This is a genomic window from Muricoprocola aceti (assembly GCF_025567005.1).
Taxonomy (GTDB): Bacteria; Bacillota; Clostridia; order Lachnospirales; family Lachnospiraceae; genus Marvinbryantia; species Marvinbryantia aceti.
Genome location: NZ_JAOQKE010000007.1, coordinates 78,604 through 105,136 on the forward strand (window position 1 = coordinate 78,604; position 26,533 = coordinate 105,136).

24 protein-coding genes are annotated in these 26,533 nt (G+C 44.5%); 15 read left to right on the top strand and 9 right to left on the bottom strand.

What is annotated here, in order from left to right; all coding sequences use genetic code 11:
• The first annotated feature begins 199 nt into the window (after window positions 1-199).
• The gene (locus OCV47_RS07995) at window positions 200-883 is read left to right on the top strand and encodes a DNA alkylation repair protein (protein ID WP_262654618.1); all 684 of its coding nucleotides are present in this window, start codon (window positions 200-202) and stop codon (window positions 881-883) included.
• Here the strand turns inward: OCV47_RS07995 and OCV47_RS08000 are convergent.
• The 3 genes from OCV47_RS08000 to OCV47_RS08010 all read right to left on the bottom strand — a co-directional run bounded on the left by OCV47_RS08000 (window position 843) and on the right by OCV47_RS08010 (window position 3,441).
• Window positions 843-1,853, bottom strand: a complete 1,011-nt coding sequence (locus OCV47_RS08000) for a DUF3878 family protein (RefSeq protein ID WP_262654619.1) — start codon at window positions 1,851-1,853, stop codon at window positions 843-845. The two genes, OCV47_RS07995 and OCV47_RS08000, sit on opposite strands and share 41 nt — an antisense overlap.
• Entirely contained in the window at window positions 1,844-2,113 is a 270-nt protein-coding gene (locus OCV47_RS08005) for a hypothetical protein (RefSeq protein WP_117448332.1), read from the bottom strand. Before OCV47_RS08005 ends, OCV47_RS08000 begins: the two co-directional genes overlap by 10 nt.
• 80 nt (window positions 2,114-2,193) lie before the next feature.
• The gene (locus tag OCV47_RS08010) at window positions 2,194-3,441 is read right to left on the bottom strand and encodes an AGE family epimerase/isomerase (RefSeq protein WP_262654620.1); all 1,248 of its coding nucleotides are present in this window, start codon (window positions 3,439-3,441) and stop codon (window positions 2,194-2,196) included.
• Between the two features lie 222 nt (window positions 3,442-3,663).
• Here OCV47_RS08010 and OCV47_RS08015 point away from each other — a divergent pair, with 222 nt between their 5' ends.
• Window positions 3,664-4,821: a DUF362 domain-containing protein gene (locus OCV47_RS08015; RefSeq protein ID WP_262654621.1), complete on the top strand. Its 1,158-nt coding sequence runs from the start codon at window positions 3,664-3,666 to the stop codon at window positions 4,819-4,821.
• Here OCV47_RS08015 and OCV47_RS08020 read toward each other — a convergent pair.
• From OCV47_RS08020 to OCV47_RS08045, 6 genes are all read right to left on the bottom strand, one after another.
• Window positions 4,800-5,024 carry a helix-turn-helix domain-containing protein gene (locus OCV47_RS08020; RefSeq protein WP_256297876.1) on the bottom strand — a complete coding sequence of 75 codons (225 nt, stop codon included), beginning with the start codon at window positions 5,022-5,024 and terminating at the stop codon, window positions 4,800-4,802. The two genes, OCV47_RS08015 and OCV47_RS08020, sit on opposite strands and share 22 nt — an antisense overlap.
• Complete coding sequence (locus OCV47_RS08025) at window positions 5,021-5,365, bottom strand: helix-turn-helix transcriptional regulator (RefSeq protein ID WP_256297874.1); 345 nt, start codon at window positions 5,363-5,365, stop codon at window positions 5,021-5,023. The genes OCV47_RS08020 and OCV47_RS08025 overlap by 4 nt, the downstream gene beginning before the upstream one ends.
• A 140-nt stretch (window positions 5,366-5,505) precedes the next feature.
• Window positions 5,506-6,834 carry a replicative DNA helicase gene (gene dnaB / locus OCV47_RS08030; protein ID WP_262654622.1) on the bottom strand — a complete coding sequence of 443 codons (1,329 nt, stop codon included), beginning with the start codon at window positions 6,832-6,834 and terminating at the stop codon, window positions 5,506-5,508.
• A gap of 15 nt (window positions 6,835-6,849) precedes the next feature.
• Window positions 6,850-7,296, bottom strand: a complete 447-nt coding sequence (gene rplI / locus OCV47_RS08035) for a 50S ribosomal protein L9 (protein ID WP_256297870.1) — start codon at window positions 7,294-7,296, stop codon at window positions 6,850-6,852.
• A gap of 12 nt (window positions 7,297-7,308) precedes the next feature.
• Window positions 7,309-9,354 (bottom strand): DHH family phosphoesterase, encoded by a 2,046-nt coding sequence (locus tag OCV47_RS08040; RefSeq protein WP_117448325.1) that lies wholly within the window; start codon window positions 9,352-9,354, stop codon window positions 7,309-7,311.
• 17 nt (window positions 9,355-9,371) lie between these two features.
• Window positions 9,372-11,114: a DUF885 domain-containing protein gene (locus OCV47_RS08045; RefSeq protein ID WP_262654623.1), complete on the bottom strand. Its 1,743-nt coding sequence runs from the start codon at window positions 11,112-11,114 to the stop codon at window positions 9,372-9,374.
• Window positions 11,115-11,416: 302 nt separating this feature from the next.
• Between OCV47_RS08045 and OCV47_RS08050 the strand changes: the two genes are divergently transcribed.
• From OCV47_RS08050 to OCV47_RS08110, 13 genes are all read left to right on the top strand, one after another.
• The gene (locus tag OCV47_RS08050) at window positions 11,417-11,923 is read left to right on the top strand and encodes a hypothetical protein (protein WP_262654624.1); all 507 of its coding nucleotides are present in this window, start codon (window positions 11,417-11,419) and stop codon (window positions 11,921-11,923) included.
• 30 nt (window positions 11,924-11,953) lie between these two features.
• Window positions 11,954-12,715, top strand: a complete 762-nt coding sequence (locus OCV47_RS08055; protein WP_262654625.1) for a hypothetical protein — start codon at window positions 11,954-11,956, stop codon at window positions 12,713-12,715.
• Window positions 12,702-13,919, top strand: coding sequence for a hypothetical protein (locus tag OCV47_RS08060; protein ID WP_256297861.1), 1,218 nt, complete (start codon window positions 12,702-12,704; stop codon window positions 13,917-13,919). Before OCV47_RS08055 ends, OCV47_RS08060 begins: the two co-directional genes overlap by 14 nt.
• The gene (locus OCV47_RS08065; RefSeq protein ID WP_262654626.1) at window positions 13,894-14,412 is read left to right on the top strand and encodes a signal peptidase I; all 519 of its coding nucleotides are present in this window, start codon (window positions 13,894-13,896) and stop codon (window positions 14,410-14,412) included. The genes OCV47_RS08060 and OCV47_RS08065 overlap by 26 nt, the downstream gene beginning before the upstream one ends.
• A complete protein-coding gene (locus OCV47_RS08070; protein WP_262654627.1) occupies window positions 14,387-15,034 on the top strand; it encodes a hypothetical protein in 648 nt (215 codons plus the stop codon). Before OCV47_RS08065 ends, OCV47_RS08070 begins: the two co-directional genes overlap by 26 nt.
• On the top strand, window positions 15,031-17,751 hold the full coding sequence (locus OCV47_RS08075; protein ID WP_262654628.1) for an isopeptide-forming domain-containing fimbrial protein: 2,721 nt from the start codon (window positions 15,031-15,033) through the stop codon (window positions 17,749-17,751). The genes OCV47_RS08070 and OCV47_RS08075 overlap by 4 nt, the downstream gene beginning before the upstream one ends.
• Window positions 17,752-17,972: 221 nt before the next feature.
• Window positions 17,973-19,244: an ABC transporter substrate-binding protein gene (locus OCV47_RS08080; protein WP_262654637.1), complete on the top strand. Its 1,272-nt coding sequence runs from the start codon at window positions 17,973-17,975 to the stop codon at window positions 19,242-19,244.
• A 102-nt stretch (window positions 19,245-19,346) separates the two neighbouring features.
• Window positions 19,347-20,195, top strand: a complete 849-nt coding sequence (locus tag OCV47_RS08085) for a carbohydrate ABC transporter permease (protein ID WP_117448314.1) — start codon at window positions 19,347-19,349, stop codon at window positions 20,193-20,195.
• On the top strand, window positions 20,195-21,034 hold the full coding sequence (locus OCV47_RS08090; protein ID WP_262654629.1) for a carbohydrate ABC transporter permease: 840 nt from the start codon (window positions 20,195-20,197) through the stop codon (window positions 21,032-21,034). Before OCV47_RS08085 ends, OCV47_RS08090 begins: the two co-directional genes overlap by 1 nt.
• A gap of 84 nt (window positions 21,035-21,118) precedes the next feature.
• Window positions 21,119-22,153 carry a LacI family DNA-binding transcriptional regulator gene (locus tag OCV47_RS08095; RefSeq protein ID WP_262654630.1) on the top strand — a complete coding sequence of 345 codons (1,035 nt, stop codon included), beginning with the start codon at window positions 21,119-21,121 and terminating at the stop codon, window positions 22,151-22,153.
• 24 nt (window positions 22,154-22,177) lie between these two features.
• Window positions 22,178-23,674, top strand: coding sequence for a 4-alpha-glucanotransferase (gene malQ, locus OCV47_RS08100; protein ID WP_262654631.1), 1,497 nt, complete (start codon window positions 22,178-22,180; stop codon window positions 23,672-23,674).
• Window positions 23,671-24,708, top strand: a complete 1,038-nt coding sequence (locus OCV47_RS08105; RefSeq protein ID WP_262654632.1) for a dipeptidase — start codon at window positions 23,671-23,673, stop codon at window positions 24,706-24,708. Before malQ ends, OCV47_RS08105 begins: the two co-directional genes overlap by 4 nt.
• A gap of 19 nt (window positions 24,709-24,727) precedes the next feature.
• A complete protein-coding gene (locus tag OCV47_RS08110) occupies window positions 24,728-26,398 on the top strand; it encodes a glycoside hydrolase family 13 protein (protein ID WP_262654633.1) in 1,671 nt (556 codons plus the stop codon).
• The last annotated feature ends 135 nt before the right edge of the window (window positions 26,399-26,533 follow it).

Consider the following 26,533-nt stretch of genomic DNA (forward strand, 5'->3'; position numbering starts at 1 on the left):
CCCCCCGCCATATTTTTTGGCACCTGACAAAATTCCATAGTTTTTGAAAGATCAGAAACAAAATTCCTATGCGTAAGTCGAAATCTGATGTTATAATTGAAAAAAATTTAGTATCGTATCTGCGAAGATGCTGAACAGATACAATGTAACTGAAATATATCACAAACTGGGAGATGCTTCCAGTGGGGAGGAATTGTTTATGGAACCATATACCGCGTTACAGCAACAGTTATTCACGATGCAGGATTTGAAGTACCGGGATTTTCACAGCAGATTATTGCCGGGAATTGATAAAGAGACCATCATCGGTATCCGTACACCAATACTGCGTAAGTTCGCAAAGGAATTTAGAAAAACGGAAGAGGCGAAAGCCTTTTTACAGGAACTGCCACATCAGTATTATGAAGAGAACAATCTTCACCTGATGATTGTGAATGCAAAAAAGGATTATGCGGCCTGTCTGGAACAGGTAAAGAGATTTTTGCCTTATATCAATAACTGGGCAACCTGTGACTTGCCATTGCCGAAATGCTATGTGAAACATAAACAGGAATTGCTGAAAGAGATCCCGCAGTGGCTGGCATCTGGAGAGACTTATACCATGCGTTACGGTATGGGCATACTGATGAGTCTGTATTTGGATGAGGATTTCAAGCCAGAATATCTGGAATGGGTGATATCAGTAAGGTCAGAAGAATATTATGTAAATATGATGATTGCCTGGTATCTGGCGACTGCGCTGGCTAAGCAGTGGGATGCCACGATTCCTTATCTGGAAGAAAAAAGGCTCTCTGAATGGGTACATAAAAAGACCATCCAGAAAGCCATTGAGAGCTACCGGATTACACCGGAACAGAAAGTTTATCTGCGTTCTCTGAGGTAAAAGTCTCGATCTCCACGATCCGGCTTATTCCCTTTTTCTTCCAGATCATCAGATGCACTTTGTATATAAGTGTATCTTCGGTATACTGAAAAGGTTCTTCTTTTAAAATATCGGACTGGATTCCCTGAGAAAGTAATTCCGTTTGGCGTTTCTCTGCCTGCTGATAAAGTTCACGGATTTGTGCCTGCATACTTTCTGAAAAGATCCGTTCTGGATAGGCAGAAGCTGCATCTGCCAGTTTTTCAGTAAGCAGATCGATGATACCGGCATGTGCAGTCTGATGCAGCATACGTGCGATATGGCGGGCAAGGAGCCGTATCGGAAAACGCTGATATAGATCCAGCCAGCGTACCAGTGCGGAATCTCCTGCCTCCAGAGCCAGCCGGTACATCACGGCGATCGCTGCCTGCGACACAAACCAGCGTGGATATTTTGGAACCAGATATTTGTCAGGAACGGCAGGATAGCAGTTGTAGTTCAGTGGCGGAAAGGCGGCAAGCACGGCTAATTGCTGTTCTGCTTCACTACAATAGTCCGTTCCCAGATATTCCAGTTTGTCGTGTAAGATGGCAATCCGATACTCCAGCTGACGCAGGTATTCATATTCTGTTACCCAGAAATGACCGGTTTTTCCATAGTCAAATAAATGTGTTTCCAGTGTCAGATTTTGAAAAAACAGTGTACAGACAGTGGAATCCTGATGAAGGACTAAGACATATCCATGTTCATCTTCTGACAGAGAAGCGGATAAATCCCCATCGAAATCAGGCAGATATTCGCCGGTCAGACGCGCTTTCTGGAATACCAGAAAGCTTTCTGCCGCATCATTCATCAGATAAACCAGTTTCAGATCCTGTACTTTCTGATCTGGCTGGTAGTTTACCAGTTCAAAAGATCCCTGGGAGAGTAGCAGATCCAGCTTCTGAAATTCATTGTCTGGTGGCAGGAGACAGTCAATACTTAGATCCATTCGTCTTCTCCGCCGGTGATGGCAAGGGATAACAATCCATCCATTTTTTTGATCTCTTCTTCTCCTTCAATCACCTGAATCAGTTCAGCAGAATCCAGAATATCGTCCAGTGATTCATCTGGTCCGATTTCATAGTCAATGTCCTGCGCACAGCTCGGGCATGGTATCTTCTTCATTGTCTGCAGGGACAGAAAACGATTGTCACATCGTTTGCATTCATAAAATCCACATTTGGTGGTTCCATCCGGTAAATAAAACATAGTAAAACAGTTCTCCAATTCTAAAAATTCGACCGGAAAAGAGAAATGCAATTCTTTCCGGTCATTTCCTATCAGGCAGATTAGCAGGTTTTTCCCCACTTTACAGCCGGTGCGATGGACAGATCCGGTGCGTAATAAGGAATCAGGGTTGCCTGGGTTGCATGGTACAGGTCGGATTTGCCAGGCCATACAGTGGTCAACAGCTCATTATTTTGATCCAGCTGATGGAACCAGGAACCATGGACATGATCCAGTACCTTTTCATCCAGATACTGCATGAACTGTGCATAGTCATCGGCATATTTCTGATTTTTGGTCACATGCCAGAGAACTGCGGAAGTATTGATGGCTTCAGCCAGTGTCCAATGCATACGGTCATGAACCACCGGTTTGCCTTCCCAGTCCGTAGTGTAGCAGATACCAGGTGCACCATCAGCAAACCATGCGTCTTCAATGGCACGATTGTAGAGAGATTCTGCCATAGAGATATAAGGAATTGCTTTCTCTTTGGTCGTGCGATAGAAAGAAAGTGCCCACTGAGTAATCAGTCTGGCCCACTCGATGCCATGACCAGGAGTGGCTCCATAAGGTTTAAATGGATCATCCGGACGTTCTTTATTACATTCCAGATCGGCTGCCCAGTCTTTGGAAAAATGCTCTGGGATCCGCCAGTTATTTTCTTTGGCCCAACCGGTAACATGGTCAATGATGCGGCCTGCTCTGATGCGGTACTTTTCATCACCGGTGACATCGGCAGCAGCAAGAAAGGCTTCTACGGTATGCATATTGGCATTTAATCCACGGTAATCATCCAGTACGGTAAACTCGGTATTCCAGGTATCGCAGGAAAGTCCCTCTTCCTCATTCCAGAAGCGCAGGTCATAGGTCTTCAGCGCTTCATCCAGAAGTTCCTGTGCGCCAGGTCTTCCTGCAAGAACACCTGAGGAAGCAGCCAGAATAACAAATGCGTGAGCGTAGCACTGCTTGGTAGGTACGATCTCATTATTGGCAGTCAGCCCGGCATACCATCCACCATTCACATCATCGTGAAGTTCTCCACGCAGACCCTTTAATGCGGCATCTGCCAGCTCTTCGCTGCCCTCATGTCCTAAGAAAGTGCCAATACTATATACATGAGCCATACGGCTGGTAATCCAGGTCTCACGGTTGCGATCTTTCCATGGTGTACCATCATCGCCAAGGTAATAAGACCCGCCACCCGGAGATGGAAAAGCATGCCCGAATTTTAACAGACCATTGCGTACATCTTCCAGAAATTTCTTATTTTCATCGGTATCAATCAGATACTTTTTATTTTCTGTATTCATTTTATTAATCCCCCCGGAGATATCTTTTTTATACGTTTTTTATTATACTCGCGGGAGCGAGAAAACTCAACAGGGGAAAACTTATGTTTAAATGATAGAATCTTGCCAGATTACTGTTCGCATCCGGCAACGATATTCTTGCTAAGGGGGAAACGGGATGGTACACTGGATTTGTCAGGCAATGCACTGGTATAGTAAAAATATAGAGCGGGAGAATAGAAGATGGAAAGAAATCAGATATTGAAAATATATGGAACAGATTATCTTCAGATGACGAAGGAGATTTTGGAGGAATCACGGCTGGCAGAGATGGTGGAAGAGAAAGCAAACGAGTTGGGGAAAAGTAAGGAAGAGCTTCAGATTGGCATGAAGCCCAATCTGGTGGCTCCATCGGAGGCATCCTGGGGAGGAACTACTCATCCAGAAGTGGTGGCAGGTATTATAGAGTATCTTCAGGAACATGGATTTATCAGAATGGCCATGCTGGAAGGCTCCTGGGTGGGGGATAAGACCCAGGAGTCCATCGAAGTATGTGGCTATGACCGGCTGAGTGAACAGTATGGTGTTCCGTTTTGGGATATGCAGAAGGATAGCAGTCATGCAAAGAATTGTGCAGGGATGGAGCTTCAGATCTGTGACAGTGTGGATAAGATCGATTTCCTGATTAATGTGCCGGTGCTGAAAGGGCATTGTCAGACTAAAATGACCTGTGCTTTAAAGAATCTGAAGGGACTGATTCCAAACAAAGAAAAACGGCATTTTCATGCGATGGGACTTCATAAACCGATTGCCCATCTGAATATGGGGATTCATCAGGATTTTGTAGTGGTGGATCATATCTGCGGAGATCTGGATTTTGAAGATGGAGGCAATCCAACGGTTTGCAATTGTGTCATGACAGCAGCAGATCCGGTACTGATGGACACCTGTGCCTGCCACATGCTTCATTATGGAACAAGAGACATTGATTATCTTGTATTTGCAGAAGAACTGGGATGTGGTAGTACGGATCTGGAGCACGCAAATATCCAGATGTGCAGCCGTAACATAGGTTATAAAGAACCGGAATTGCCGAAGAGTTATAAAGTAGCTGCTCTGGAGGATGCGGTGGAAGAGGTGGAATCCTGCAGCGCCTGTTATGGATATTTTCTGCCCGCCTTGCAACGCCTGAAAGAAGAAGGGCTTCTGGAGAAGCTGGACACAAAGGTCTGTATTGGACAGGGATATCGTGGAAAGCATGGCAGACTGGGAGTTGGATCGTGTACGTCAGGCTTTGAGTATTCTGTAAAAGGCTGTCCGCCTACAGAAGAGCAGATTTATGAATATTTGAAAGAGTATATAGCAAAAAAGAAGCTGCCTCATCGTTTTTTCTGTGGATAAGAATTGGGGATATCAGTCAGATTGAGAAGATAGTCAATACTGGTATGGTGATATTTAGCCATTTCAACCAGGAGGGACAAAGGAATATTGGCCTCACCACGTTCATACCGACTGTACATACGCTGACTGCAGTTGAGAGAGCTGGCAATGGCTGACTGACTTAGATTCTTAGCTACACGTAAATCAAATAATCTTGTATTCATGCTTTATCTATGGTATAGGCTCGTGAAGCCAGAAATCCTTCCAGGTAGGCCCGGATCTGTGATTTTCCACTGGCATCCAGCTGGCGGTAGGCATGCAAAAGGGATTGTTCATCCTGAGAAAGATCACTTCTCTGAGCCGTAGGATAACGATCTTCTGTCAGACCAAGAATATAATCAATACTGACCTGAAAGATTTCACGGAGACGAATCAGAGACTTGGTACTTGGATTATGTTTGCCATTTTCATATGCACTGATTGTTTCTTGAGATACTTCCAGTAAAATACTCAAATAAGTCTGCGAAATATGCTTTTCTTTACGTAGCGCCTGGATGTTGTTCACGATAATACCTTTCCTTTACAATATGATATTATGATCATACAGGTAAAAATGATATTTTATAGAATGCTAGACTGTTATTATTACCAGAATAAATGGTATTATACGCAAAAAAACAACGGGGAAACGCTGTCCCCGCTGGCTTATTTTTTCATATTGGCAAATTTAGTGTATTGAGGCAGCCATGCTAGCTCAATGGTACCGATGGCACCGTTTCGTTGTTTGGCAATGATGATCTCAGCTACATTTGGTTTGGCGGTATCTTTGTTGTAATAGTCATCTCGATAAATGAACATAACTACGTCCGCATCCTGCTCGATAGCACCGGATTCTCGAAGATCCGAAAGCATTGGGCGGTGATCAGGCCGCTGTTCTACCGCTCGGCTCAGCTGGGACAGAGCCACAACCGGAACATTCAGTTCACGGGCAACTGCTTTTAGAGAACGGGAGATATCGGAGATCTCCTGCTGTCTGGATTCACTGTGTTTGCTGCCGGTCATCAGCTGCAGGTAGTCGATGATGATGATGCCAAGATTATGTTCCATCTTGAACTTTCGACATTTGCTTCGCAGCTCTGTGACGGAAATACCAGGCGTATCGTCAATGATCAGATGAGATTTACCGATGACGCCGGCTCCCTCGATTAGTTTGCTCCAGTCTTCATCTGTCAGATTACCGGTTCGGATGGACTGGGAGTCTACCCGGGATTCCAGAGAGAGCAGACGGTTTACCAGCTGCTCTTTTGACATTTCCAGACTGAATACGGCAACGGTCACATCTTCACGGAATGCCATATGCTGGGCAATATTTAAGACCAGCGCAGTTTTTCCCATGGAAGGACGGGCGGCCACCAGAATCAGGTCGGAAGGCTGAAAACCGGCAGTTTTATAGTCCAGATCAATGAAACCAGTAGGAATACCGGTGACATTTCCCTTGGTCTTAGAGGCCATCTCAATCTTGTCCAATACATTTAATACGACATCTTTGATCGGGACATATTCACCGGAAGTATTTTGCTGAATAATGTCAAAAATTTGTTTTTCTGTATCCACGAAAATATCTTCCATGGATTCTTTACCAGCATAACAGGTATTGGCAATGCCTTCGGTTGTCCGGATCAGTTTGCGCAGCATGGCTTTTTCATGAACGATAGTGGCATACTGGCGAATATGTGCAGAAGTATAGACCGTATCCAGAATATCCTTCACAAATTCCAGACTGGTCACCTCAGGAGGAACATCTTTTTCTTTCAGACGATCCTGCAGGGTCACAAGATCCACAGCTTTCCCTTCGTTGTAGAGTTCTACCATAGCATCGAACAAAATCCCGTACTGGCGCTGGTAAAAGTCTTCGCTGGTCAGTATTTCAGAAGCCGTCATAATAGCTTCTGAGTCCATCATCATGGAACCGATAACGGACTGTTCGGCTTCGGGGCTGTTGGGCAGCACCCGCTTGATTAGAGTTTCTTCCATAATGTCTGTAATCCCTTATGCTTCTTTCACAGTTACTTTCAAAGAAGCAGTAACCTTTGGATGAAGCTTTACGCTGACTTCTGTGGTGCCAAGAGCGCGAATAGGATTTGGAAGCTGGATTTTTTTCTTGTCGATATCCAGGTCAAACTGTTTCTTTGCTGCTTCAGAAATCTCCTTGGAGGAAATCGAACCGAAAGTCTTACCACCTTCGCCAACCTTAATGGAAAGAAGGATTTCTTTGCTGGACAGGACTTCTGCAAATGCTTTTGCAGCATCTAACTGTTCCTGAGCGACTTTAGCCTGATTCGCTTTCTGCAGTTTCAGATCATTCAGATTCTTTGGGGTAGCTTCCACACCCAGTTTTTTTGGAAACAGCATGTTTCTTGCATATCCATCACTGACATTCACGGTCTCTCCCTTTTTTCCAAGGGATTTTACATCTTCTAATAAAATTACTTTCATAAAGTCTCCTCTCTAGATGGCGCCCTCTGCAATCATGGCATCCAGTGTTTCTTTTAATTTTTCTTTGGCTGCTTCCGCAGTCACACCGGCGAGCTGAGCACCGGCAATATTCATATGGCCGCCCCCGCCGAGACGTTCCATAATGATCTGTACATTTACTTCATCAATGGAGCGTGCACTGAAGTAAATGATGTTATTGTAGCTGGTCAGTACGAAGGAAGCTTTTACGCCGATAATATTCAGCAGTTCATTGGCTGCCTGTGCACCGATAATCGTTGGCATGTCCAGATTCTGACTTGGCAGAATACTGATCGCATAGCATTCGTGATAAAGTTCTGCCTTCTGAATCGCTTCGGCTCTGGCCTTATAGGCAGAAATATCATTTCGCATGATTTTTCTGACACGGGTCACATCGGCACCGCAGCGCCGCAGGTAAGCAGCTGCTTCGAAAGTACGGATACCGGTCTTGGCCAGAAAATTATTGGTATCTACAATAATGCCGGCATAAACACAGTCAGCTTCAATACGGGTCAGTTTAACGCCTTCGTTAAAGTACTGAAGAATCTCTGCAACCATTTCACATGCGGAAGAAGCGTATGGTTCCGTATAGGAAAGAGTAGCGTTACGGATAATCTCACTGCTCTGGCGGTGATGATCCAGTACCACAATCGTCTTCGCCCGATCCAGAAGTGCCGGATACTCGGTATTGCTTGGCCGGTTGGTATCCACAACAACCAGCACCGTATTGGCATCTACCAGTTCATCAGCCATCTGATGGTTGATGAACATATCTGGTTCATAATCCTTATTTCCCAGGAACATGTTCAGATATGGGGTAATGGAATGGCTGTTGCTGTCAATCAGGATATAAGCCCGTTTGCCTACACTTCTGGCAGCACGAAAGATTCCGATCGCTGCTCCGAAGGTATCAATATCTGTGATCTTATGCCCCATAATCACGACATCATCTTTGGCATTGATGATTTCCAGGAGAGCCTGTGCCTTAACACGGGCACGGACACGTGTACTTTTTTCTACCTGCTGGGACTTGCCACCATAATACGTAATGGAGGTGGCATCCTTTACAACTGCCTGATCGCCGCCACGTCCAAGAGCCAGGTCAATTGCTGCATGGGCAAAAGAATAATTCTCCTGATAATTCTTTCCATTCGTACCGATACCGATGCTTAACGTAATATTCATTTCGTTTCCCACATTGACGGTCTTGATATCTTCCATCAGAGAAAAACGGCCTTCCTGCATACTGTTCAGGTATCGCTGCTGGATGATGATAAAATATTTATCTTTCTCCAGCTTCTTCATAATACCCTGATGATTGCTGATATATTTATCAATCTTACGGTCAATCAATGCAAGCAGAAGAGACTTGCGGACATCATCCATACTGTCCAGGACGTCGTCGTAATTGTCGATATAGATCAATCCGACAACCAGTTTCTGCTCTTCATTCAGACGTTTATACTGCATCAGTTCGGTATCATCAAACATGTACAGGGTATACAGGTAGCTCTGGTCGTCCGGAACAATCAGCAGATCCGAGGAAGACTGCCATTCATCAATATGAATGCGTCTGACCTGAATTCGAAAATTTTTTTCATGAATCATCGTTTCCAGTTCCGTCGTTTCCTGCTCGTGAGGCAGCTGTGAAAGACACAGATCAGGGATCAGTGTAGTGATTACCTGATGATAACGGTTGTTTTTGCCAAACAATGTCTGCATCTCATGATTCATCCAGACTGTCTTGCCATCGATATCCAGAAGGCCATAAGGAATACTGAATTCTTCCAGCATCTGGCGCTGTACCTGCCCGTATTCTGCGGCGAAGGATACCAGTTCTTTCATGACGGATGGTTTATATACAAAGAACAGTGCTACGACAATCACCAGATAGATACAGGTGAAAATCAGAGCCACAAGTCCAGCCTGTTTACTGCATGCAAAGACCGCCACATCCATAATCAACAGCAGGACAATTACAAAAATAGGCCATTCCAGGTAGGACTTTAATTTGCCTCCCCAGGATACCTGTTGTTTCATAGTATCACTCCCATCGTTTATAATGAACCAGTATAGCATAGTTTCAGGTATTTTTCCAGTACCGGGAAAGGACAGGGACCGATTTCCAGAACATATTGATGGAAAGTGGAAATCTGAAACTGCTCTGGCCAGTTTTTCTGACACCAGCGGCGCAGATCCAGAAAACTCAGATAACCGAGGTAATACTTCAGATAATTTGCCGGTGACTCCAGAACAGCATCATAGATGGAGTCAGAGACCGATGTGCCAGTGATCCCCAGGTCGCGTAAAAAAAGCCGAACTTCTTCTCTGGTGTATCCATGGTAGTGAACCAGAATGTCGATAAGGGAAGAAAGTCCCAACATCATAGACCGCTGTTTCTGTGCAAGGGATACTGCAGCATGTTCCGTATCTGATCGCCCTGCAGCAGCATAGTCATAGCTGATCATTTCCACATAGGTAGCCCATCCTTCTGTGTAGCCGCTAAAACCAAAAAGGCTGCGCAAAGGGGAAAGAAAGTCGGAAGAATAACGGTTTTGATAGAGATGTCCCGGGAATCCTTCGTGAGCCAGTGTAGTGTACAGATCCAGTCCGCTGTAACCGGCAGATGGATTCAGATAAATAACGTTCTGATCCGGAGCATCGACTGGTGCTGTCAGGTAAAAGGCAGGACTTAAATAAGGGGAGAGAGCATCATCCACGTATTTTAACTGATATTCGGTATCTGGTATGGAGGGAAAATCCTCTGCCATTTTTTGTTGAAGATCCAGAAGGATAAAAGCAGGATCCGTAGGAACGAAGTCTGTGGAAAGGCTGGCTGCAGATGGATATTGCTGCAGGATTTGACGGCAGACAGAGGCATCTTCCAGAAGCTGTGCCTGAATCCGGTTCTGAATAGAATGGATAGAAAGACCAGATCCTGTAGAAGACTGTACCAGATATTCGTAGTAGGCGCGGCCTTGTGGAAGATACGTAAGCCCCATTTCATTGCGGCAGGACTTTTTCAGATCCGTTAAGCCCTGGATCAGAAGCTGGTAAGCAGGCAGAACATGTTGTAGTATGATTTGACGGTTTTTCCCCAGAAAATTCTGCTTTTCATCAGAAGAAAGAGCCGCCATGGCGGAAATTTTTTGCTGAAAAGAAGTAATCAGAAGGTGATCAGAGAGATCAGCATCCAAAAAGGCCTGACACTGTCGGATGATCCCATCTGCGCAGGAAGATGGCATGAACAGACCACGGGCCGCTTTTTGACGTTCATAGGATAACAGAGAAGAAAAATACTGATCCGTGGTGGAAAGTAGCTGAAGATAAGTATGGATATCTCTGGCAGAGTCAAAACGGTATTCACACAGAAGAATTGGCAGCTGAGCCTGCAGGCCGATGGTAGAACCCAGAGGTTCAGGGTAACCTTCAAACTGAGCTGCAGTCTGATTCTGCCGGAGTAAGAGAAGCAGAATATCATAGGTGATCTGATCTGAACAGGACAGGCAGGATGGATCCAGACTGGACAGAAGCTTCTGACAATGTTCGGAAAAGGCATCTGCATCGTCAGAAGGCTGAAAACAGACTGGAATTTCTGTAATACCGTATGATTCTGGTTCTGTCAGCGTATAATGTAAAGTCAGGGTACTGGAAGTAACCTCTTTGCGAAAGAGAGTTCCCGTCAGCTGAGAAAAGACTTTGGCCGTAAAAACGGTGGAAAGACGAAAGAAGGAAGCCAGTGTCAGAAGAAAAAGTAAAAGGAATAAACATAACTTTTTTGAAAATGGTTTCTGAAACATGTATTACTCCGTATTCTTTTTTATAAATTATGAAAACAAAAAGTAAAATATACTTGCAATAAGTGAGATAAAGTGATATAGTATGAGTGTCAATCGAGAGTACATTCTGTATTCTCAAAAGGGATCCGGCAAATCTGCCATTTATTCCTGAATCTAAAATAAAGAATAAGAAGGAGGAATGCCTATGATTGCTTAGGGCTGATTCTGTGTGCAGGGTGCATGAAAAGGTATGCACCTGACTCGATACGATAACAAAAGCAGGTGGTTTGATACTGCCGGAAAGAAAGGGTGAACAACAAAATATGAAGAAAATAGCTGCCATTATGCTGGCGCTTTTGATTGCCGGAATCAGTACCGGAGCAGCGCTTGCGTATCTGACGGCGCAGGAAAGTGTGGAAAACAGACTCACAGCAGCCAGTACTGACATAGAGATCACAGAGCAATTCGACCCACCGGAGGAACTGCATCCGGGAACCGTGATCCCCAAGAAGGTTGCAGTAACCAGTCACTCATCTACGGATTGTTATGTGAGGGTATTGGTGGAATTTTCCAGTTGGAAGGCACAGCAGTTTTGTGAAAAACTGGAGATTTTAGACGGCTGGGAAAAGACAGATGATGGATATTATTACTGGAAGGAAAAGGTGCATCCGGGAGAAACTACCGGACAGCTGTTCTCACAGGTAAAGATTCGTTCGAATGTGGACAGAGAAGATCTGGAGAAATTCGAAATTCTGGTTTATGCGGAAGCAGTATCCTGTGGAAGTGACAGTATGCAGGAAGCATGGAAAAAAATGGACAATCCGGCATAAAAACAGGGTAGAAAGGAAACAGGATAATATATGAAAAAGAGAAACTGGATGAAGACAGGAAAGCAAGTGGGATGCCTGGCAGCTGTGCTGATGACAGGTGCGGCAGGTGTCTGGCAGACCTATAGTTATTTTATGGAAAAAGAAGAAGCAGTCAATGTATTTACCGTAGGAGATTTTGACATCAGCCTGAAAGAATCAGAATGGAATCCGGCGGATGGAGATGGGGTGAATCTTTACCCCGGATATACAGTATATAAGAATCCCACGGTAAAGAATGTAACGGATGCTACGACAGGAGTACAGCCTTGTTATCTGCAAATGCGGATGAAAATAAAAGATGAGGACGGGAAAATGGTAACGGATCAGGAAGTACTGAATATGGTGCGGCAGACGATTCGTTATGATGATACCTACAATGGCAGCTGGGATACAACAGGTGAAGGGAAGAAACTGAGACAGGGAAGAATTCCTGGATATTCAGAAAAAGAACTTGCCATGCTGCCGATGGTAAATCCGAATTTTCAGGAGGTAGATACCGGAAATCTGGGAGAATATCTGTTTCAGTATCAGGGCGGAAAGAACGGGATTATGGATATTGATGAGGAAGCTGTGTTGTTTACAGATGTAGCTATTCCTATAGAATGGGGCGTAAAGGAGATCAAAAAAGCAGGAAGATTTCAGATACAGGTAACAGCAGAAGCGATTCAGGCCAATGGATTTGCATCCGCCGGAGATGCTTTCCAGGTACTGGGAGAAAGTGTAGAAAAAGGAGCATTAGATGAACAGGGCTAAAAAACTGACAGCGGTTCTTACCGTGCTTGGAATCTGTACGCTGTCTGTGACTGGCATTATGGGGTACTGGAAAATGACAGGAAGCAGCGGAAATATACTGACGATGGCTTCTTTTCAGAATCAGATTGAAGAGGAATATCGGATCCCGCCGCATGTGGATCCAGGGCAGACGGTAGATAAGGTGGTAAATGTAAAAAATACCGGAACAGCTGACAGCCGAATCCGTGTGAAGCTTCATAAGATGTTCGGAGACCGAAAAGAAGACGGTAGTTTTCAGGAAGATACCACACTGGATCCGGAGATGATTCAGATCAGCTGCAATACGACACGCTGGAAACAACTGTCAGACGGATATTATTATTACACGGAGATTCTAAAGGCTGGAAGTCAGACGGAAGAACCATTATTTGAAACCTATACGCTGGATAAAAGAGCAGGAAATGAATATCGGAAAAAAGAGGCCAGAATTGTTGTAACTATGGAAGCGGTGCAGGCGCAGGATGCTGTGGAAGAGATCTGGGGTGTGTCGGATCAGGAACTTGGTATCACCAGACCGGATGGTTATTCAGCGGAGCCAACAAGAGTGATCTATCTTGGACAAAAAGGCGGATTTCAGATGACAGAAAGCGATACGGATCTGTTTGCATCATTTAAAAATCTGACACCCGGATGTGCCCGTACCCAGATCATTGAACTGGAAAACAGGTCATCAGAAGAGGTACAGCTGTATCTGCGGGCAGAGGCAGCTGGACAGAAAAGTATGGACAGTGGTACCAGTCAACTGGTAAGAGAACTCCTGGAAAAATATGCGGTCATTGAGATCAGTGGTGACCAGGGAACCATCTATCAGGGACCGGTATCCGGCAATCTGAAAGGCACTGGCAGTACCATGAGAGAGGATCTATATCTTGGAACATTTCAGGCAGGGCGGCAGAAAAAACTGAAAGTAAAGCTGGCTCTGGCGGAAGAGATGGATAATAAATTTAACAGATTGACCGGGAAGGTTCGTTGGATATTTACAGCAAAAGGAGAGGATGAAAAAACAGTGACATCTACTTATGCACCGGCGACAGGTGATAAAACAGAAGCGGGAATGTGGATAGCGTTGCTGGGATTCAGTGCATTTTTCCTGGCAGCAGCTTTTGCAGTAGAGAGAAGCTACAGCAGGAGGGAAGAAGATGAAGCTGATAAGAGGAATTCTTGACCTGGTCATGGCAGGATTTCTGCTGGTTTGTATGCTGCTGTCGGTACCGAAGCTATGGGGGTATGGGATCTATACCGTTACAAGTGGAAGCATGGAGCCTGAGATCCATACCGGGGATGTGATCTATACGATGCCGGTAGAATTTCAGGAACTGCGGGAAGGAGATGTCATTACTTTTTCCATGAATCAAGGGAAGACTACCGTGACACACCGCATTCAGAAAATAGACCAGAAGAACAGACTGATTCAGACAAAAGGAGATGCCAATAAGGAGAATGACCGTACCTGGATTACAGAAAAATCAATACTCGGAAAAGTAGAATATTCCATTCGCAGTCTGGGTTATCTGGCATTGCTGGCTTCATCGGTAAGTGGAAAGCTGTTTTTATTGGCTGTATTTATGTGGATGGTGGCTGCACAGATTGCTGTGGCTGCCATTGGAGCAGTATGTGGAAGAAGGGAGACATATGTTTATCAGAAAAAAGAGAGCTAGAACCATACTATGGGCGATAATGGGCACACTGGTGTTTGCCTCATCCGCAGCAATAACCAGTGCGTATTTTACCAGTACGGATCAGACTGTACGTAACATTCTGACACCTGGAACGGTTCGAGGTGAACTGACAGAGACAGACTGGGAGGAAAAAAACGGAGAACATTTACTGCCAGGTGAGAGCAGGAAGAAAAACCCGGCAGTCCGTAATGCAGGAACGCTGGCTTCCTGGATGTTTCTGGAAGTGGAAATACCAGTGAAAACGATATCACTGGTTGACTTGAAGACACGCAGAAAACAGCCGGAAACCAGAACAGAGCTGTTTACCTTTGAAGCAAATAAGAACTGGGAACTACTGGAGCGTACAGAAGAGGAAAACAGTGTGCGCTATGTCTACGGTTATCGAGAATTAATTGCACCACAGCAGGAGACGGAAAAACTGTTTGAAACGATAACTGCGGTGTCGTACCTGGAAGGAAGTCTGGATGCTCAAGAGGTATTCCGAATTCCGGTGACAGCCCAGGCCATACAGAAAAATATTGCACCGGAAGGAACTGGTTTGAAGGAAATCTACCAGATTTATCTGGAACAACAGGAGGCAGAAAGGAGCGCAGAGGCGTGAGAAAGAAAAAAAGATGGAAGAAAGCCGGTGCTGCGCTGCTGACACTGAGCCTGCTGATCGGCAATGTGCAGGGACTGTTGACACAGGCCGAGGAATGTCCGGCTATCGTACTTGAGGAACAGATTACGGAACAGTGTGAAAGTGATCAGGACGAAACGGAACAGATTCTGACGGAAACGGAAACAAAGCCGGAGACGGAGAAGCAGTCAGAGAGTCAGACTGAGCCGGAGACGGAAAAGCAGAGTGAGGCTGGCAGAGAAAACAGAGAGACCGATCTGACAGAAACTGAGAGTGAAAGTGAATCGGGAAACAGAACGGAGGAAACAACGGAGTCTGAAAAGATGGAATCAGAATCTGAATCAGAAAAGAACACAGAACTTGAATCAGATATGGAATCAGAAAGCGAAAGTGAATCAGAAAGTGAATCAGAAAGCGAATCTGAGACGGAAGATTTATATGGCATAGCAGCCTGTGCAGCCGGTGCTCTGACACCTTCCGGGAAGCCGATTGCCAGGGCGGCAGGATGGAGTGCTGTTACAGAGGCTAATCGTGTTTCACCGAATTTTCTACCGGTAAAATTCTATCCGGGTATTTCTTCTCTGGAGATATTTAATACTTCCAGCCAGGTAGTAGTAGGAACAACTTCCAACGGCAGAAAATATCTGTACCCAAAGACTACCGGACAGGGTGGAAAATTCGGAGCTATTTACCATAAAGTGCTGTATAGCAACTACAGATGGTATGATCTGCGGATGACAGTAACCAATTATACCTCAAAGATCCATTATGATGGTGGCGGTACGATGGAATCGTATCCATTTATTCTGATGATTCCATCTGCAATAGAATGGCGTTTTATACAGTCACTGGGAGGACTGGTTATGAAATGTGAATTTCTGGACAGTGTAACAGGGGCTGTTTCACAGGTAAATACGAGACTGCAGTGGTGGGATGTGGACAGTGCACAGCGGTTCGGCCTGAAGACCGGAGATGGCAGTGTGGCAGGAAAATACTATTACAGTGGATCCAGGTTGTATGTAGAGAGTGGAGCAACAATGGCCGGAGTAAAGAACCTGGAAGTACTGACAGGACCGGGAGAAGAGTCCGAGACTGTGGATCCGAAGTACTGTGCGGCCTATGAGCTGCAGAATTGCAGCACCTATTATATGGCTATAGGACCGAGGGATCATATCAATGATGATGACTACAGTTATGCCAGATCTCATATAAAGGATTACAATGACAGGCTGAAGAATGGCACAGCAGCTACTATTGACTCCAGTCAGACATTGAAGCAGACCGATACGTCTCTTACGATTATTGATACACCGGCTCCGGAAAAGATGGTATCCAGTGATGGCAGTAACTGGGGAACAGAGAACAGTGTAGCTTCTGTGTCTGATGCATACTGGTATCAGATCAGACAGTTTGTGCCGTGGCAAAGCAGTAACGCTTATTATCAGTCATTTTCTATTGAAGATCAGCTGCCACAGGGAACAGAGTATGTTGGAAATGTTCATGTGATCAGAGAAGAAGACGGAAAGAACATGACTGGAAATTTTGCGATAGAACTGACGAATGGACGTCTGAAAGTGACCGCTGGCTCTGGTATGCCTGGAAATAAGGAGCTATATGGCTATCATTTTCTGATTCGCTTTCAGATGAGGATGGTGCCGTCAGCCATGACACCACAATATTCTGGAAATACTGCCTTTTACAGTACTCAAAATAAAGCAGTTACTATATATCAGCATAAAACGGGGGGAGCAGCAGTGGAAAAATGGTCAAATGAAGTGACCACCAGAGGAAGTGTCAACCGGGTGGAGCAGGCAGCACCAGAAAAATACCTGGACGGTGTGCCAGGAAAAACAGAGAAGAGTCTGGTACTCAGAGAAGATGAAATCTTATTCTGTGTAAGACAAAATCTGCCGGAAAACGGTGTGGCTTTTCTCCCACAGACTGTTACAATGACAGATCAGCTGGCATCCTGTCTGGAACTGCTGGAGACGAAAGTGGAATTGCAGAGAGCGGGCAGTGGTTTTTCAGCTGCAGGAAATGCGCAGATACAGAATCAAGACGGACAGTTGACGGTACAGGTACCGCTGACAGCAGAAGATAATGGTGGAATACTGCAGATTCAGATGCGATGCAGAATTCGTAAAGGGATGGATCTTTCGCCATGGAAGCAGACTACGGCAGATGGCAGCGTATGGATACGAATCCCCAATAAAGCAGATGTGACACTGCAATGGAATAACGGAGCACCACAGTCAGTATCAAAAAGTACGAATCAGGCACAGGCAAACTTACGGATCAATCACATCCGGTTGACGAAGAAGATTCAGGTGGATGATATTGTCTGGGCACATGGCAATCCGGTCTTTACCTTTACCCTGACCGGAACGGATGCAGCAGGAGCAAAGCAGAGCTGGCATCAGGCGGTAGAATTTACAAAGAATCAGGTACCGGAAAAAGGTACCACAACACTGACTGCTGATTTTGTAGTGCCAGCAGGTGTCTATGAAGCTTCAGAAGAAAAAACTATGCGGTACCAGCTGGAACAGATCACTCAGATACAGAACGGCACACAGCAGGGTGCCCGTGTAAGATTTGATCTCAATACTGGAGGAGATGGCAGTGCTGTATTCTCGAATCAAAAGACAACTGACACAGAGGAAAGCCATACTGCACTGGTAAGAAACAAAATAGGGAAGTGAAATTGCACAAAAATAGAATACTGATATCGTGAATAATATACGAAAAACCGGAATGATAGGAAAAAGTACTTGCCAATGTGCTGTTCGTGTGATATTGTGAATTCAGAAACCGGAAACGTTACCGATAACGTTTCCAAAAAGTGACAAAAAGTAAAAAATAAAAAGGGAAAAGGAGAAGTGACATGAAAAAATTAACGAAAGTAGCAGTATCAGCAGCAATTATGGCAAGTGCATTTGCAGTATCTGCAAGCGCAGATGGCGGAAAGGTATATTATCTGAATTTCGCTCCTGAAGTAGCAGATCAGTGGGAAGCTCTTGCAGAACAGTATTCTGAAGAAACAGGTACAGAGGTGCAGGTAGTTACCGCAGCATCCGGAACATATGAATCTACTCTGAAGTCTGAAATGGACAAGAGTGATGCACCTACACTATTTCAGGTAAATGGTCCGGTTGGACTGGAAGCATGGAAAGATTACTGCTATGATCTGAAAGATACAGAAGTATATAAAGATCTGGCAAGCGATGACTTTGCGCTGATCAATGAAGACGGATCTGTATCCGGTATTGCATATAAGATTGAGACTTACGGACTGATTTACAATAAAACTTTACTGAATGAGTATTTTGAGACAGACGGAGCAGTAGTTACCTCTGTAGAAGAGATTAATAATTTTGATACATTAAAAGCAGTAGTGGAAGATATTACTGCAAAGAAAGATGAACTGGGCATCGAGGGCGCATTTACCTCTGCCGGTATGGATTCTTCTTCTGACTGGAGATTTAAGACTCATCTGGCAAACCTGCCGATTTATTATGAATACAAGGCTGACGGAATCACATCCACAGATGCGATCAAAGGAACCTACCTTGATAACTACAAGAACATCTGGGATCTGTATATCAACAATGCAACCTGTGAACCAACTATGATTTCCAGCAAGAGTGCAGAAGATGCCCGTGCAGAATTTGCTCTTGGTGAAGCTGTATTCTATCAGAATGGTACCTGGGAAACCAATGGTATCCTGGAAGAAGGCGATCTGACAGAGGATGATCTTGGAATGCTTCCAATCTATATTGGAGTAGAAGGAGAAGAAAATCAGGGTCTGTGTACCGGTTCTGAAAATTACTGGTGTGTGAATGCAAAAGCATCTGAAGAAGACATTCAGGCAACTGTAGACTTCCTGACATGGTGCATCAGCAGCGATGAAGGAAGAACAGCCATCAGTAAAGATATGGGATTTGCAACACCATTCACCACATTTGGCGATGATTATGCAGCAGATAACGTGCTGGTAAATGAAGCAGCAAAGTATGTAGAAGATGGAAAAACATCTGTAACATGGTGCTTTACCACTATGCCATCTGAAAACTGGAAAGACGGTGTAGGAAGTGCACTTTTGGAATATGCTCAGGGTACCGGCGAATGGGACGGTGTTGTGACAGCATTCGTTGATGGATGGGCTACAGAATATGCAGCAGCACATGCAGAATAATAAAATATCAGCGTAACTGTTCGAAGATAGGATTTTATAGGAAAAGGAAAAAGGGTGAGCGATGCTTCGCTCATCCTTTTCAGAATGGTGAGGAAGGAAATTATGAATAAAGCAATCAAAAAATACTGGCCGGTATTTGTTTTGCCAACGATGCTGGCATTTACCATTGGATTTATCGCTCCGTTTATTCTGGGTATTTATCTTTCTTTCTGTAAATTTACAACTGTCACGGATGCAAAGTGGGTGGGACTTTCCAACTACGCAAAGATATGGGGAGATGCATCGGATCCATTCCTGCATTCTCTGTGGTATACAGCACTTTTTACAGTGGTTTCAGTTCTGCTGATTAACATTCTGGCTTTTGTAGTAGCTATGTTTCTGACAAAGAAAATCAGAGGAACCAATATTTTCAGAACCATCTTCTTTATGCCGAATCTGATTGGTGGTATTATTTTGGGTTATATCTGGCAGCTGCTGCTGAACGGTATCCTGACACATTTCCAGAGAACTCTGACCTACTCTTCAGTATATGGTTTCTGGGGACTGGTAATATTGATGTGCTGGCAGCAGATCGGATATATGATGATTATCTATATTTCCGGTATTCAGAACATTCCGGGAGAACTGATTGAAGCGGCCAAAATCGATGGCGCAAATAGCCGACAGATATTAAAAAATGTCACGATTCCGATGGTAATGCCATCTATCACGATCTGTACATTCCTGACATTGACGAACGGATTTAAACTTTTTGACCAGAACTTGGCGCTGACAGACGGAGCACCATCTAAAATGTCAGAAATGCTGGCGTTGAATATTTATAACACGTTTTATGGGCGTACCGGATATGAGGGCGTAGGGCAGGCAAAAGCAGTTCTGTTCTTTATTCTGGTAGCGGCAATTGCGATTACACAGAATATCCTTACCAGAACAAAGGAGGTGCAGCAGTAATGGATGTAAGAAAAGCAAAACATGGGACTTTATTGACTGTTCTGTTTACAATTATTTCGATTGCATATGTGTATCCTATTTTTCTGGTACTCATTAATTCTTTCAAGAAAAAAGCTTATATCAGCCGAGATCCATTCTCCATTCCACAGGGAAAAATATTTGTGGGACTGGATAATTATGTAAAGGGAATTCAGAAAACAGGATTTGTGCAGGCCTTTGGGCTGTCTCTGTTTATTACGATATGCTCTGTGGCTGTTATTATTCTCTGTACCTCCATGTGTGCATGGTATATCTGCAGAGTAAAAAATGCAGCAACCAATACAATTTATTATCTGTGCCTGTTTTCTATGATTGTACCGTTCCAGATGGTAATGTTTACATTGTCTAAAATCGCAAACATATTGCATCTGAATAATCCGGTTGGTATAATCGTTGTGTATTTGGGCTTTGGAGCCGGCCTTTCCGTCTTTATGTTTGTCGGTTTTGTAAAGTCCATACCGCTGGAAATAGAAGAAGCAGCAATGATTGATGGATGTACTCCGCTTCAGACCTTTTTCCAGGTGGTGCTTCCGATCCTGAAGCCAACTTGCATTACCGTAACGATTCTGCAGGCAATGTGGATCTGGAATGACTACCTCCTGCCATATCTGGTTCTGGACATCAAAAAGTATAAGACCATTCCGATTGCCGTTCAGTATCTGAAGGGCGGCTATGGTTCCGTAGATATGGGAGCTATGATGGGTGTTCTGGTGCTGGCAATCATTCCGATCATTATTTTCTACCTGTTCTGCCAGAGATATATTATCGAAGGTGTGGTAGCAGGAGCTGTCAAAGGTTAAATAAACGAAAGAAAACCGATCCCGGCAGACTGAGATAAGAAGATATGTCTGTGGGAACGGTATGTCAGAAGTGAGGTCAGAACAATGGGAAATGTTACGATTAAAGATATCGCGCGGATATGCGGCGTAGGAGTCAGCACAGTCTCAAGAGCTATGAATAATCATCCGGATATCAATCAGGAAACAAAGGATATGATTATGCAGGCCATTGAACAGAATAACTATGTGCCAAATAACAGTGCGAGAAATCTGAAAAGAACAGATGCCAAGGCCATTGCTGTTCTGGTCAAGGGAATCAGTAATCCATTGTTTAACCGTATGATTAAAGTAATTGAGCAGATCACTCAGAAGGAAAAATACGAACTGGTTTTGCAGCATGTGGATGATAACCAGGATGAGGTCACAGTTGCCATTGAGCTGGAGAAAGAAAAAAGACTGCGTGGTATTGTCTTTCTGGGAGGTTACTTTTCTCATTCTGAAGAAAAACTCAAACAGATCTCTATTCCGTTTGTTTTAAGCACAATTAAGCTGGAAGAAAAGGATGGACGACAGGAATACGCATCTATTTCAGTAGATGATATCAAGGAAAGTGAGCGGATCGTAGAATATCTGCTTCAAAATGGGCACCGTAAAATTGCAGTCATTGGTTCCAGAAAAGACGATGAAAGTATCGGCTGGCTGCGTCTGCAGGGATATCGCAGAGCGCTGGAACGTTATCACGTAGCGGTAGATGAGGAACTGATCTGCTATGTGCCTGGAAATCTGGCAACCTACAGTATGGAGGCCGGATATGAGATGACAGATCAGCTGCTGAAAAAGGGAACGGCATTTACGGCTTTATTCGCCATGTCTGACCGCATGGCGGTGGGAGCCTGCAAAGCGATTCTGGACCATGGCGGCAGCATTCCGGATCAGTATTCAGTAGTGGGGTTTGATGGAATGGATGTGGCACAGTACTATAATCCTTCCATTACAACGATTCGACAGCCGGTAGAAGAAATGGCAGAAGCCACGATCCGTATGCTGCTGGAACTGATTCGTAAGAAAAACAAGAGCAGACATCTTGTTTTTGAAGGACAGCTGATTGAGGGACAGTCAGTAAGAAATATCACAGAATAAAACAAAATGAAGGAGGAGCAGACGATGAGAGCAAGTGGAATATTGCTTCCGATCAGCAGTCTCCCATCAAAATACGGCATTGGATGTTTTTCTGAGAGTGCCTACCAGTTTGTGGATCAGCTAAAGGAAGCCGGACAGAAGTACTGGCAGATTCTGCCGCTTGGTCCAACCAGTTATGGTGATTCTCCTTATCAGTCTTTTTCCACTTTTGCAGGAAATCCTTATTTTATCAGTCTGGAAGAACTGATCGAAGAAGGGACTCTGACAAAACAGGAATGTGATCAGGCTGATTTTGGAAAAGATGAACGCCATGTGGACTATGGAAAGCTTTATAAAGAGAGGTTTCCGCTTCTGAGAAAAGCATATGTGCGCAGCAAAATCAGTGAAAATCCAGAATTTCACCGGTTTATGGAAGAAAATGGATACTGGGTAAGAGATTATGCGATTTTTATGGCAGTGAAAGCCTTTTTCGGTGGAAAAAGCTGGGATCAGTGGCCGGAAGACATCCGTAAGAGATGGGGCTATGCCATGGATTATTATCAGAGAAAATTATATTATGAAATTGAATTTTATGAATATGTTCAGTTCGTATTTCTGAAGCAATGGAACCGACTGAAAGAATATGCACATCAGAATGGAGTGCAGATTATTGGGGATATTCCGATTTACGTAGCCTATGACAGCGCAGATACCTGGGCGAATCCGGAACTGTTCCAGCTGGATGAGGAAAATCTGCCATCCGCAGTGGCAGGATGCCCGCCAGACGGCTTTGCAGCAGACGGGCAGCTGTGGGGGAATCCACTGTATCGGTGGGAATATCATCGTCAGACCGGATATGCATGGTGGGTAAGCCGCCTTGCTTACTGCTATCAGCTGTATGATATGGTACGCATTGATCATTTTCGTGGATTTGATGAATATTTTTCGATTCCTTATGGAGATAAGACAGCACATAACGGTCATTGGGAAAAGGGACCGGGGATTGAACTGTTCTGGCGTGTGAAGGAATGTCTGGGGGAAAAGGAAGTTATCGCTGAAGACCTGGGTTATGTGACAGATTCTGTCAGACAGCTGGTCAGAGATACTGGTTACCCAGGTATGAAAGTACTGGAGTTCGCATTTGATTCCAGAGATACCGGAAGTGCCAATGATTATTTACCGCATAATTATCCGAAAAACAGTGTTGTCTATACCGGAACCCATGACAATGAGACATTGACCGGATGGTTTGAAGGTATCTTGCCACAGGAGCGTCAGATGGTGCGTAATTATCTGAATAATCACAGAGACAGTGATAAAGAGATTTACTGGGATATGGTCTGTACGGCCATGCAGAGTGTATCAAAGCTGTGTGTGATCCCGATTCAGGATTATCTGGGATACGGCAACGAAGCCCGCATGAATCAGCCATCAACCTTGGGAGAAAACTGGAAATGGCGGTTGAAAAAGGGAGAACTGAGTGAAGAACTGATTCAGAAAATAAAAAATATTACGATGTGGTATGGAAGGTATTACGGATGAATGTAATTGATATGCATTGTGACACCATTGCACAGATATATCGAGCCCAGCAGCATCATGAAGACCAGAGATTGCGATCAGGCAATCTCTGTGTTAATTTAGAGAAAATGCAAAAAGGCGGCTATCTTTTGCAAAACTTTGCCATGTTTATAGATAAGAGCGAGGCAAAGGATCCGCTGGAGACGGTGCTGGGGATGATCGACTGCTATGATCAGGAACTAAAGAAAAATGAGGATCTGATTGCACCGGTATTTACTTATGAAGATATTCTGGAAAATCAAAAAAATCAGAAAATAAGTGCCATGCTGACGTTGGAAGAGGGATGCGTGGTAAAAGGACAATTATCATTACTGCGAACATTTTATCGTCTGGGAGTACGTATGATTGCTCTGACATGGAACTTTGAAAATGAAATCGGCGTACCGAATCTGATGATGGACGAGCAGGGAAGACCGCAGTTCAGAAAGAGAAACGGACAGGGACTGACGGAGTTTGGTATCGAGATGGTACAGGAGATGGAACGCCTGGGCATGATTGTGGATGTATCTCATTTGTCTGATGGTGGATTCTGGGATATTCTTCGCTATACGAAGAAACCATTTGTAGCCAGCCACTCAGATGCTGCAAAAGAGTGCAATGTCTGCAGAAATCTGACGGATGACATGATACGTGCCCTGTCAGAACGGGGCGGAGTTATGGGATTGAATTACTGTTGTGATTTTCTGACGGAAACGGAGAAACCGACAGCTTTATCTGCTGATACGTCATTTTTTCTGAATGAGACCGATCAGCAGGTGAAAGTCAGCCGGATCGAAGATATGATACGTCATGTAAAGCATATTGTTAACGTGGGCGGTATCGAAGTATGCGGTCTGGGCAGCGATTTTGACGGAATCGATAATCCGGTGGAATTTGGGGATGCATCCGGGCTGCCACAGCTTTATGACGGACTGGTAAAGGCAGGATTTTCAGAAGACGATGCAGATCGTATTTTTTATAAAAACGTGATGCGGGTATATAGAGAAATATTGTAAAATCGAATGAGGAGAACCTATGAAAAAGAAATGGTGGCATGAAAAAGTAGCATATCAGATTTATCCGAAGAGTTTTTGTGATACCAACGGAGATGGTGTGGGGGATCTGAGAGGAATAATCAGTAAATTGGATTACCTGAAGGAGCTGGGTGTGGATCTGGTATGGATTTCTCCCATCTATTGTTCTCCGATGGCTGATCAGGGATATGATATTTCAGATTATTATAATATTGATCCATTATTTGGAAATATGGAAGACATGGACGAGCTGATGGCAGAAGCGAAAAAGCGTGACATCGGGATTGTCATGGATCTGGTGGTGAACCACTGCTCGGATGAACATGAATGGTTCCGAAAAGCCTGTGAAGATCCGAATGGCAAATATGGAAAGTATTTTTATATAGAAGAAGTAAAAGACGGAAAGCTACCATCCAATATCCGCAGTTATTTTGGTGGAAGCTGCTGGGAAGCATTGCCAGGACATCCGGATAAGTATTACCTTCATCTGTTTCACAAGAAGCAGCCGGATCTGAACTGGGAGAATCCAGAGGTACGGGAAGAGATCTTTGCCATGGTGAACTGGTGGCTGGAAAAAGGCCTGGCAGGATTCCGTATTGATGCTATCATCAATGTGAAAAAGTCTCTACCATGGAAGAATTATCCGGCAGATCGTGATGATGGGCTGAGTTATGTGGGAAATATGTTAAAAGAAGTCAGCTGTCATGATTTCCTGACGGAGCTACGTGACCGGACTTTTGCAAAATATAATGCCTTTAGCGTAGGCGAGGTTTTTGATGAGCACGAAGATACACTGCCAGACTTTATTGGTGACGATGGATATTTTTCCACTATGTTTGATATGAGTACGGCGGTGTGCGGTGCCAGCGAGAAGGGCTGGTATGAACGGCCACACATCACGGCAAATGAATACCGTGATGCAGTATTTTCCAGCCAGAAGAAAGCCTGGAATGTGGGATTTTTGTCGAATATTATCGAGAATCACGATCAGCCAAGAGGGGTGAGCCACTATCTCCCTGATGGGGAAGTAAATGATACGTCCAAGAAGATGCTGGCAACGCTGCATTTTATGGTACGTGGTATCCCGTTTATTTATCAGGGACAGGAAATTGGTATGGAAAATGTGGATTTTACATCCATGGATCAGATCGATGATGTGATGACCCACGATGAATATCAGGTAGCACTGCGGGCGGGGCTGTCACCGGAGGAAGCACTGGAATCAGTGAAGAAAATGAGCCGTGACAATGCCAGAGTGCCTTTTTCCTGGGATGCATCGGAATATGCCGGATTTACGACAGGAAAACCATGGTTGATGAACAATCCAGATTATACCAGAATCAATCTGGCATCTCAGAGACAAGATGAGCATTCTGTGTATCAGTATTACCGTCAGCTGATTCAGCTTCGGAAAAATCCAGAATACAAAGATACCATTGTATGGGGAAAAACGGTGCCGGTATATACAGATCAGGATAACTTGACAGCCTTTTATCGTCAGGGAGAGGATCAGACACTGCTGGTGATTGCAAATTATCAGAAAGAGCCTCAGACCATCACTTTGGAAGCGGATGTGAAGAATGTATTACTGAATAACTGCGGAGAATTCCAGCAGAAAGAAAAAAAATTACAGCTGGAGGGGTATCAGGCTGTTGTGCTGGAAATGCACTAAAATAGAAGATTTTGAACGGACAGGAGCAGGGGGATTCTGACAGAATCCCCCTGTTTTTTGGGTTTGCGCGCCATGGGCGCGCTCTAACGGGTGTAAGTCCCGAACACGCCTAGGCAACGAGGAAGTGTATAGCTG